This window comes from Pseudomonas juntendi, from assembly GCF_009932375.1.
Taxonomy (GTDB): Bacteria; Pseudomonadota; Gammaproteobacteria; order Pseudomonadales; family Pseudomonadaceae; genus Aquipseudomonas; species Aquipseudomonas juntendi.
The window spans coordinates 1-9300 of sequence record NZ_BLJG01000218.1 but is presented as its reverse complement, the minus strand read 5'-3'; the positions used below and the strand labels follow the sequence as shown (position 1 = coordinate 9300).

The 9300-nt window shown below is 65.1% G+C and carries 10 protein-coding genes and 1 pseudogene; 7 read left to right on the top strand and 4 right to left on the bottom strand.

Translation table 11 applies throughout. The annotated features are described in order from the left end of the window. Nucleotides 1-136: 136 nt before the first annotated feature. Nucleotides 137-925: a lysophospholipid acyltransferase family protein gene (locus GYA94_RS22395; protein WP_161893127.1), complete on the bottom strand. Its 789-nt coding sequence runs from the start codon at nucleotides 923-925 to the stop codon at nucleotides 137-139. Further along, a complete protein-coding gene (olsB, locus tag GYA94_RS22390) occupies nucleotides 925-1680 on the bottom strand; it encodes an L-ornithine N(alpha)-acyltransferase (RefSeq protein ID WP_029887338.1) in 756 nt (251 codons plus the stop codon). Before olsB ends, GYA94_RS22395 begins: the two co-directional genes overlap by 1 nt. Nucleotides 1681-1804: 124 nt before the next feature. Here olsB and GYA94_RS22385 point away from each other — a divergent pair. From GYA94_RS22385 to GYA94_RS22370, 4 genes and pseudogenes are all read left to right on the top strand, one after another. Further along, nucleotides 1805-1975, top strand: a pseudogene (locus GYA94_RS22385) (acyl-CoA dehydrogenase); the annotation flags it as partial. 84 nt (nucleotides 1976-2059) lie between these two features. Beyond that, nucleotides 2060-2641 carry a YceI family protein gene (locus tag GYA94_RS22380; RefSeq protein WP_009685647.1) on the top strand — a complete coding sequence of 194 codons (582 nt, stop codon included), beginning with the start codon at nucleotides 2060-2062 and terminating at the stop codon, nucleotides 2639-2641. A 1-nt stretch (nucleotide 2642) separates the two neighbouring features. Beyond that, nucleotides 2643-3800: a phospholipase D-like domain-containing protein gene (locus GYA94_RS22375; protein WP_161893126.1), complete on the top strand. Its 1158-nt coding sequence runs from the start codon at nucleotides 2643-2645 to the stop codon at nucleotides 3798-3800. Between the two features lie 51 nt (nucleotides 3801-3851). Continuing rightward, nucleotides 3852-4430 carry a DJ-1/PfpI family protein gene (locus GYA94_RS22370; protein ID WP_009685645.1) on the top strand — a complete coding sequence of 193 codons (579 nt, stop codon included), beginning with the start codon at nucleotides 3852-3854 and terminating at the stop codon, nucleotides 4428-4430. Nucleotides 4431-4473: 43 nt separating this feature from the next. Here the strand turns inward: GYA94_RS22370 and GYA94_RS22365 are convergent, their stop codons facing one another. Then, nucleotides 4474-4872, bottom strand: a complete 399-nt coding sequence (locus GYA94_RS22365) for a nuclear transport factor 2 family protein (protein ID WP_029887342.1) — start codon at nucleotides 4870-4872, stop codon at nucleotides 4474-4476. A gap of 115 nt (nucleotides 4873-4987) precedes the next feature. On the opposite strand from GYA94_RS22365, the gene GYA94_RS22360 reads away from it, so the two are divergent. After that, entirely contained in the window at nucleotides 4988-5578 is a 591-nt protein-coding gene (locus GYA94_RS22360; protein ID WP_009685643.1) for a GNAT family N-acetyltransferase, read from the top strand. Beyond that, nucleotides 5575-6447, top strand: coding sequence for a carbon-nitrogen hydrolase family protein (locus GYA94_RS22355; RefSeq protein ID WP_110675671.1), 873 nt, complete (start codon nucleotides 5575-5577; stop codon nucleotides 6445-6447). Before GYA94_RS22360 ends, GYA94_RS22355 begins: the two co-directional genes overlap by 4 nt. A 104-nt stretch (nucleotides 6448-6551) precedes the next feature. On the opposite strand, the gene GYA94_RS22350 is transcribed toward GYA94_RS22355, so the two are convergent. Further along, nucleotides 6552-8075 (bottom strand): fumarate hydratase, encoded by a 1524-nt coding sequence (locus tag GYA94_RS22350; RefSeq protein ID WP_009685641.1) that lies wholly within the window; start codon nucleotides 8073-8075, stop codon nucleotides 6552-6554. A gap of 278 nt (nucleotides 8076-8353) precedes the next feature. Here GYA94_RS22350 and GYA94_RS22345 point away from each other — a divergent pair, with 278 nt between their 5' ends. Continuing rightward, entirely contained in the window at nucleotides 8354-9274 is a 921-nt protein-coding gene (locus GYA94_RS22345) for an iron-sulfur-binding ferredoxin reductase (protein ID WP_029887344.1), read from the top strand. Nucleotides 9275-9300 lie beyond the last annotated feature (26 nt).

The following is a 9300-nucleotide window of genomic DNA, read 5'->3' as shown; positions in this document are numbered from 1 at the left end:
CACAGGCGCTGAAGATGCTCCGGCCACCCTTGCCAGGAACCATAGAATCTCCCACAAGTTCACTGCAGGTTTGCAGGCCAACGCAGTACCTGTAAAGCCGGCTTGCCGGCGATAGGGCCGCAACATGAGATAGAGATCAGGCAGCCCGCGCCTGCCGCCGTGGCGCCGCCTCGACGTTTTCGAACCCATACAACGCCAGGTGAATCGCCTGCTGTGCCTGCATTGCCAGCAGCGCACGTTCCTTGCCCACGGTCCCGATCGGCGGCAACAGGTGAATGCACACCTGCGCACGTGGCTGGGCGAACAGGCGCAGCAGGTGCGCCACCAGGTCATCGTCACCAACAAAGGGCGCAACCGGGTCGATCTGACCGTCACGCAGGTACTGGACAGCCACTGGCTGCACCGCTACGCCACGGTCGATGGCCGGTGCCAGCAGGCGGCCATGGAAAGTGCGCAAGGCGTGACCGCTGGTGGTGGTGCCTTCAGGAAAGATCAGCAGCGGTCGGGCCAGGCCCAGTTGCCTGGCAATCTGCTCGCGCAGCCGTTCGCTGTCGCCGCCCCCACGACGAATGAACAGCGTGCCGGCCTGTTCTGCCAGCCAACCGGCCAGCGGCCACTGGCGCACTTCGGCCTTGGACAGGAATGACAGGGGCATCAGCATGCCCAGCAGGGGGATGTCGGTCCATGACACATGGTTGCTGACCCACAACATCGGCCGCTGCGGCAGCGCCCCGCGCACCTGCACGTCGAAGGGCAGGGCTGCGACCAGGCGTTTCATGAACAGGCAGGTCCAGCGCTGGCGCCGTTCGAGCGAGGCCTTCAGGCCCAGCCGCTGCCCCACGGCGATCACGCTGGCCATAAGCACGCCGAGCAGCATGACCAGCAGCAGCCTGCAGACGCGGGCCAGCACCCGCAGCCTGGGCATCAGACTGCCGCCTTGAAGTGGCGGGCGTAGCGCGGGCACAGGTCGTCGCGCTTGAGCAGGATGAACACGTCGGCGACCTGGAAGTCTTCGTCCCAGCACGGCTCGCCGCAGATCTTAGCACCCAGGCGCATATAGGCTTTGAGCAGCGGTGGCAGTTCGGCGATGACGTTGTTGGGCAGCGCCAGGTTCGGCAGCGGCTTCTTCGGTTCGGCGCGCAGGTGCTCGGTGCACAGGTAGCGCTCGCGCAGGCGCTGCATCACGGCCTGGGCCTGTACGCCACCGTCCTGCATGGGGATGCTGGCGCAGCCCATCAGGTAACGGTAGCGGCCTTCGTTGAGGACCTCGGCCAGCTCGCCCCAGAGCACGGCAATGGTGCCGCCATTGCGGTAGGCGGGGGCTACGCAGGTGCGCCCCAGTTCAAGGATCGGCCCTTGCAGCTGCAACAGGCCGTGCAGGCGGAATTCTTCTTCGCTGTAGAAACGCCCCAGGCTGCTGGCGGCCTGGTGGTCAAGCAGCCGGGTAGTGGCCACCAGCTTGCCGGTACTCAGGTCGCGTACACCAATGTGGCGGCAGTGCACGTCGTAGTCGTCCATGTCCAGGCCGTGCTCGGCACCTTTGAGTTTGGCCTTGAATTCTGCGCTGAACACTTGGTAACGCAAGGCTTGGGCTTCTTGCAGCGCCTTGGCGCCAACCAGGCGTTCGGCTTGCAGGCGGCGTTCAGTGCTGTTGTCGCCAGCGTGAGCGATCCGAGTCATTGCGAGTCTCCATAAGCCAGCCATGAAGGGTTGCGGCCGGTCGGCTTTGTTGTGCAAAGTCAGCCTAGGTAGACGCGGTGTCACCCCGGTGAAGCTTTGGTGATGCTTGCGTGACAACCCCTGGGGCTTGTACGTGCCATTCCAGGCCCTGCGGCCGCAGGTAGACGCGGCGTTGGCGGCGGGGCCGGCGCATTGGGCCGAGCTGTGGCAGCGGGATCAGGGAGTGATGGCGCTGGCTGCGGCGGCGCGGGAGAAACGGCTGTACAAGGCCTGGTCTGCTGTGGGCTCTGCATGAGTGCGCAAGCCCCAGCAGGGCACGCCGCTTGCTGCCGCTAAAGCGGGCGGGTAAGGTTGGCGGCTTGGTTTTCTGAGATTTGTCATGTTCAAGTTGCCCTCCGCGCTCTTCGCCCTGTTGCTGGCTGTTTGCCTGCCCGCCCATGCCAACTGGCACCTCGATGGCGAGTCTTCGCGCTTGTCGTTCATTACCGGCAAGAACGGCGATACCGCCGAAGTGCATCGCTTCCTGGTGCTGCATGGTTCGGTCGACAACAAGGGCGTGGCGGGCTTGCGCATCGAGATGGATTCGGTCAGCAGTGGCATCCCCCTGCGTGACGAGCAGATGCGTGACCAGCTGTTCGAGGTCGGCCGCTTTGCCGAGGCCACGGTGAAGGCGCAAATCGACCTGCGTCCGATCAATGACCTGGCCGATGGTGCCCAGATCGAGCTGCGCCTGCCGCTGACGGTCACCTTGCACGGGCAGTCGCACCGCTACAACGCCTTGTTGCTGGCAACCCGCCTGGATGCGCGACGGTTCCAGGTGGTCACCCTCGAGCCACTGCTGCTGCGTGCCGAGGACTTTGGCCTGCTGCCGGGGCTGGAAAACCTGCGCAAGTTTGCCAAGCTCAAATCCATCAACCCGTCGGTGCCGGTCAATGCGGTGCTGATTTTCACCGCGCGCTGACATGCCGGGTCCGGTATTTCCCTGGCGGGAGGGTAACCAGTTCGAGTTGCTGATCGACGGCCCCGAGTTCTTTCCGCGCATGCTTGCGGCGATCGAGCGCGCCGAGTCGCAGGTAGACCTGGAACTCTACCTGGTCGAGGCTGGGGCTTGTGCCGAGGCGGTGGTCGAAGCGCTGGAGCACACGGCCCGGCGGGGTGTGCGAGTGCGCTGCCTGTTCGACGACTACGGTTCGCTGGCCTTCAACAGCACGCTACGCCAGCGCTTGCTGGCGGCGGGCGTGGACCTGCGCTGGTACAACCGCCTACGCTGGAAGCGCGGCCTGCGCAACTTGTACCGCGACCACCGCAAGCTGCTGTTGGTGGACGAGCGCTGGGCCGTGGTCGGCGGCACGGGCGTAACCGATGAGTTCTGGACACCCGGCCAGGCGCGCAGTGACTGGCACGAGGTCATGGTACAGATGCAAGGCCCGGTGGTGGCCGACTGGCAATTGCTGTTCGACCGCCAGTGGCATGCCAACAACCGCCGCACCGCATGGCGCCCCGCCGAGGGCTTTGGCTTGCCGCGCCTGCCCAAGGTGCCGGCGCAGGGGCAGGGCATGGGCCGGGTAGCCTACGCCGACGCCCGTCAGCACCAGGACATCCTGCACGCGCTGGTGCGCGCCCTGAACAGCGGCAAGCAACGGGTATGGCTGGCCACGCCCTACTTCTTGCCAACCTGGAGTGTACGCCGTTCCTTACGCCGGGCCGCCAGCAAGGGCCTGGACGTGCGGCTGCTGCTGACCGGGCCGCGCACCGACCACCCCTCGGTCAGGTATGCCGGGCACCGCTACTACCCGCGCCTGCTGCGCGCTGGTGTACGCATTTTCGAGTACCAGCCGTGCTTCCTGCACCTGAAGATGGCCGTGGTGGACGACTGGGTCAGCGTTGGCTCCTGCAACTTCGACCATTGGAACCTGCGCTTCAACCTGGAAGCCAACATCGAGGCACTGGACCCACCGCTGACGGCGGCCGTGGTCGCCAGCTTCGAGCGCGATTTTGCCCTGAGCGAGGAAGTCGACCTGGCCCATTGGCACGCCCGGCCGCTGTGGCGGCGGGTCAAGCAGCGCATCTGGGGCTGGCTCGACCGGCTGGTGGTGAACCTGCTCGACCGCCGCGACTGATAGCGGCTATCGTGCAATGACTGTTCACGGGCGAGCGAAGGAGTGTGTGCGATGACGGCGAAAAAAATTCTGATGCTGGTCGGCGATTACGTCGAGGATTACGAAGCAATGGTGCCGTTCCAGGCACTGAGCATGGTCGGCCACACGGTGCACGCGGTGTGTCCGGAGAAGCTGGCGGGGCAGACCGTGCGTACCGCGATTCATGATTTCGAGGGTGAGCAGACCTACAGCGAAAAACCCGGGCACAACTTTGCCCTGAACTTCGATTTCGTGCGCGTGCGGCCCGAGCGCTACGACGCGCTGCTGATCCCGGGTGGCCGGGCGCCGGAGTACCTGCGCCTGGACGAGAAGGTGCTGGAACTGGTGCGGGCGTTCGACCAGGCCGGCAAGCCGATTGCAGCAGTGTGCCATGGTGCGCAGTTGCTGGCAGCGGCCGGGGTGCTGGAAGGGCGCGAATGCAGCGCCTACCCGGCGTGTGCGCCGGAGGTGCGGCTGGCGGGTGGGACGTTCATCGACATCGCCGTGGACCAGGCCCATGTGGATGGCAACCTGGTAACCGCCCCGGCCTGGCCGGCGCACCCGGCGTGGCTGGCGGCCTTCCTCAAGGTGCTGGGCACCCGCATCGCCTGACAGGGGTGTTCGCAGGTGAACCCGCGAACAGGCCCGTACAGGCTCAACCTACCTGTTCAACCCAGTCATTGAGGTTGTAGTAGTTGGTCACGCGGGCAATCTTGCCGCAATGGATGTAGAAGAAGGCCCCGGCCGGCAGCACGTAGGTCTGCCCGTTCGCCGGCGGCAACCCATCGTCATTGGCCAGGTACTGGCCATGCACGGTGAACTCCGCCGCCGCACGGCTGCCGTCGGCGTTCTGCATGACCACGATGTCGGCCAGGCGCTCGCGGTAGCAGCGGTTCATCTTGTCCATGAACGCTGCAAACCTGGCCTTGCCCATCTGCCGCTCGCCCTGGTTGATGTCGTGGATCACGTCTTCGCTGAGCAGTGCCAGAAAGCCCGGCATGTCGCCGGCGTTGAAGGCGGCGTAGTACGCATTTACCAGTTCGGTAGCGGTCATGGAACAATACCTGTCGTGTAGGGAAAAGGCGGGTCGTTGCCCCGGATGATACGGTTCCCCCTCAAGCCCGGCTTAGCCGAGCGCGTCATCCACATCGACAAAACGACCGCCAAGCATGGAAATACGCCTGTTGCACGGCGCCGCTATCGCGCCCTATATCGATGACCTCGCTCGCTTGCGCCTCACCGTATTCCGCGAGTTCCCCTACCTGTACGACGGCACCCCGGAGTACGAAGCCGACTACCTGGCCAACTATGCCCGTTCCGGGCGCAGCCTGGTGGTGCTGGCGCTGGACCAAGGCCAGGTGGTGGGTGCATCTACCGGCCTGCCGCTGGTGGACGTGGCCCCGGAGTTCCAGCAGCCGTTCCTGGCCCAGGGGCGGGACCCGGCCAGCGTTTATTACTTTGGTGAGTCGCTGGTATTGCCGGAGTACCGCGGCCAAGGTTTGGGCGTGCGTTTCTTCATCGAACGCGAGTCTTATGCCCACAAACTGGCCGAGTTCGACTACTGCGCGTTCTGTGCGGTCGAGCGGCCCGGTGTACACCCGCGCCGGCCTGCAGACTACAAGCCGTTGCATGGCTTCTGGCGTAACCGCGGCTTCCTGCACGACCCGTCGCTGCGCACCCGCTATGCCTGGCGTGACCTGGACGAGCAGGAAAGCTCCGACAAGCTGATGTCGTTCTGGCTGAAGGAACTGCCGGTATGATCCGCCTGGCGGCCTGCCAGTACGCCATCGAACTGCATGAAACCTGGGACGCCTACGCCGATCACCTGCAGGGCCTGTGCGCCGAAGCGGTGGCGGCGGGCGCCCGTTTGCTGTTGCTGCCCGAGTATGCCGGGCTGGTACTCAGCGGCCAGTTGAAGGGTGAACAGCGGGGCGACCTGCTGGGTTCGATTGCCGGGATCCAACCGCTGATCGGCGCCTGGGCAGCCTTGTGTGAACGCATGGCCAGGCGCTGGGGCATCTACCTGCAGCCGGGGAGCGTGCCGGTGCTGGACAGTGACGGTGCCTACCGCAACCGCGCCTGGCTGTTCGGTCCCGAGGGGCCGCTGGGCTACCAGGACAAACTGATGATGACCCGCTTCGAGCGAGAGCAGTGGGGCATCAGCGCCGGCCAGGGGCTGCGGGTGTTCGATACTGCACTGGGGCGTGTAGGCATTCTGATCTGCTACGACAATGAGTTCCCGATGCTGGCCCGGCAGTTGGCCGAGTTGGGTGCCGACCTGATCCTGGCACCGAGCTGCACCGACACCGAGGCGGGCTATCACCGGGTGCGCATCGGTGCCCAGGCACGGGCGCTGGAGAACCAGATAGCGGTGTTGCAGAGCCCGACGGTAGGGCTGGCGGCCTGGTCGCCGGCGCTGGATGAGAATATTGGCCGGGCAGGGTTGTTCGTACCTCCGGACCATGGCATGCCGGGGGACGGTGTGGTTGCCTTGAGCGCAGCGCTGGAGCCGGGCAGAAGCCAGTGGCTGGTGTGTGACGTGGACCTTGAGGAAGTACGGCGGGTGCGGCGGGAAGGGCAGGTGTTTACCCGCAGGGACTGGCCAGAGCAGTTTGACAGAGTGCGTTGAAAGCAGAGGCGCCTGCTTCGCGGGTGAACCCGCTCCCACCGGGGACATGAGGTCCCTGTAGGAGCGGGTTCACCCGCGAAGCAGGCGCCGCTGTTACATCAGGTTTACTTGACTTCGACTGCCAGGCTCTGGGCAATCTTGCTCTGCCACAGGGCCGGGCCAGTGATGTGCACCGACTCACCGTTGCTGTCTACGGCAACGGTGACTGGCATGTCCTTGACCTCGAACTCGTAGATCGCTTCCATGCCCAGTTCGGCGAAGGCCAGTACCTTGGACTTGCGGATAGCCTGGGCTACCAGGTAGGCAGCGCCGCCCACGGCCATCAGGTATACGGCCTTGTTGTCCTTGATCGCTTCGATCGCGGTCGGGCCACGTTCGGACTTGCCGATCATGCCCAGCAGGCCCGTCTGCTCGAGGATCTGGCGGGTGAACTTGTCCATGCGGGTCGCGGTGGTCGGGCCGGCAGGGCCAACCACTTCGTCACCGACCGGGTCGACCGGGCCAACGTAGTAGATGAAGCGGCCTTTGAGGTCCACTGGCAGCGCTTCGCCACGGTTGAGCATTTCCACCATGCGCTTGTGCGCGGCGTCGCGGCCGGTCAGCATCTTGCCGTTGAGCAGGATGGTTTCGCCCGGCTTCCAGCTGGCGACTTCTTCCGGGGTGATATCGTCGAGGTTGACGCGACGTGCGCTTGGGCCGGCTTCCCAGACGATTTCCGGGTAGGCGTCCAGCGATGGCGCTTCCAGCTCGGCCGGGCCGGAGCCATCGAGCACGAAGTGCGCGTGGCGGGTGGCGGCGCAGTTGGGGATCATGCACACCGGCAGCGAAGCGGCGTGGGTCGGGTAGTCCATGATCTTCACGTCGAGCACGGTGGTCAGGCCACCCAGGCCCTGGGCACCGATGCCCAGTTGGTTGACCTTCTCGAACAGCTCCAGGCGGATTTCTTCCAGGCGGTTCTGCGGGCCACGGGCTTTGAGCTCATGAATGTCGATGGACTCCATCAACACTTCCTTGGCCATGACCGCGGCCTTCTCGGCGGTACCGCCAATGCCGATGCCGAGCATGCCAGGCGGGCACCAGCCAGCACCCATGGTCGGTACGGTCTTGAGCACCCAGTCGACGATCGAGTCGGACGGGTTGAGCATGGCCATCTTCGACTTGTTCTCCGAGCCGCCGCCCTTGGCGGCGACATCGACCTCGACCTTGTCGCCAGGCACGATGGAATAGTGGATAACGGCCGGGGTGTTGTCCTTGGTGTTCTTGCGGGCACCGGCCGGGTCGGCCAGGATCGAGGCACGCAGGACGTTTTCAGGCAGGTTGTAGGCGCGACGCACACCTTCGTTGATCATGTCGTCGACGCTCAGGGTGGCACCGTCCCAGCGCACATCCATACCCACGCGCACGAACACGGTGACGATACCGGTGTCCTGGCAGATCGGGCGGTGGCCGGTGGCGCACATGCGCGAGTTGATCAGGATCTGGGCGATGGAGTCGCGGGCAGCAGGCGACTCTTCGCGCAGATAGGCCTCGTGCATGGCCTGGATGAAATCGACGGGGTGGTAGTACGAGATGAATTGCAGGGCGTCGGCGACGCTCTGAATCAGGTCGTCTTGCTTGATCACGGTCATGCAGCGCGCTCCTCTTAAAGACGGGAACATTCATAGAGACGCTCGACGGTGCCGACCAGCATGTCGAGACGCCTTGCAAAGGCGCGCCGGCAGCATGGCCGACGCAAAAGGGCGCGGCAGTATAGCGTGCCTCACCGCGTGACACACCTGCGAGTGGTCTGGACCTTGGTCGGTTGAGGCTGGGCATCCTTTTTGCTGCTGACGCCTGTGGTTGGCCTTACTATCGACGGGCGCGCAGAGCGCCCCCCACAACCTGAAGCGGGAAGAGATACCTGAAGATGCCCGAACTTTGCGTAGGCGAGCACCGCTGGGCGGTGCCGACCGGCAGCAACCTGCTCGATGCCCTGAACGAGGCCGGGCTCAACGTGCCCTACAGCTGCCGCGCCGGAAGCTGCCACGCCTGCCTGGTGCACTGCCAGGCCGGGCAGCCGCTGGACGCCATGCCTGAGGCCCTGGCCCTGGACCAGCACGCCCTGGGCTGGCGCCTGGCTTGCCAGTGCAGGGTGATCGAGGACTTGCAGGTTGCGTTGTTCGACCCGCAGCGCGATGGTGTGCCGGCGCACGTCTGTGCGCTGGACTGGTACGGTGACGTGTTGCGTGTACGGCTACGGCCCGAGCGGGCGGTGCGTTACCAGGCGGGGCAGCATGTGGTGCTGTGGAATGGTTCGGTAGCGCGGCCTTATTCACTGGCCAGCCTGCCGGGGGAAGATGACTTCCTGGAGTTTCACATCGATTGCCGGCGCCCCGGCGCTTTTTGCGACAAGGCTCGTGGTTTGCAGGTAGCAGATGTGCTGCGCCTGGGCGAATTCAGGGGGGGTGCGTTGCACTACGACCTGGATTGGCAGGATCGGCCGCTCTGGCTGCTGGCAGCCGGAACCGGGCTTGCGCCGTTGTGGGGGATCTTGCGTGAGGCCGTGCGGCAGGGGCATCGCGGCGAGATTCGGGTGCTGCATGTGGCGCGCAACAGCGCCGGGCACTATCTGGCTGAACCCCTGATGCAGCTGCAAGGCGTGCAGGTCGAGCTGGTCCTGGAAGAGCAGATGGATGAAGCGCTGGCGCGGTTGCGCCCGCCTTCGCGGCAGACGGTGGCGCTGGTGTGTGGGGCAGCGGGGAGTGTGGACCGGTTTGCGCGGCGGCTGTTCATTGCCGGCGTGCCGCGGGGGCAAGTATTTACTGACGTCTTCGTTGAACATGCCTGAGGCAGTCGGGTTGACTGTGCCGGCCT

Bases quoted from the DNA above. Each gene is read 5' to 3' on its own strand.
- GYA94_RS22395 (WP_161893127.1), bottom strand. From the start codon at position 925: ATGCCCAGGCTGCGGGTGCTGGCCCGCGTCTGCAGGCTGCTGCTGGTC.
- olsB (WP_029887338.1), bottom strand. From the start codon at position 1,680: ATGACTCGGATCGCTCACGCTGGCGACAACAGCACTGAACGCCGCCTG.
- GYA94_RS22380 (WP_009685647.1), top strand. From the start codon at position 2,060: ATGTTCAAGTTGCCCTCCGCGCTCTTCGCCCTGTTGCTGGCTGTTTGC.
- GYA94_RS22375 (WP_161893126.1), top strand. From the start codon at position 2,643: ATGCCGGGTCCGGTATTTCCCTGGCGGGAGGGTAACCAGTTCGAGTTG.
- GYA94_RS22370 (WP_009685645.1), top strand. From the start codon at position 3,852: ATGACGGCGAAAAAAATTCTGATGCTGGTCGGCGATTACGTCGAGGAT.
- GYA94_RS22365 (WP_029887342.1), bottom strand. From the start codon at position 4,872: ATGACCGCTACCGAACTGGTAAATGCGTACTACGCCGCCTTCAACGCC.
- GYA94_RS22360 (WP_009685643.1), top strand. From the start codon at position 4,988: ATGGAAATACGCCTGTTGCACGGCGCCGCTATCGCGCCCTATATCGAT.
- GYA94_RS22355 (WP_110675671.1), top strand. From the start codon at position 5,575: ATGATCCGCCTGGCGGCCTGCCAGTACGCCATCGAACTGCATGAAACC.
- GYA94_RS22350 (WP_009685641.1), bottom strand. From the start codon at position 8,075: ATGACCGTGATCAAGCAAGACGACCTGATTCAGAGCGTCGCCGACGCC.
- GYA94_RS22345 (WP_029887344.1), top strand. From the start codon at position 8,354: ATGCCCGAACTTTGCGTAGGCGAGCACCGCTGGGCGGTGCCGACCGGC.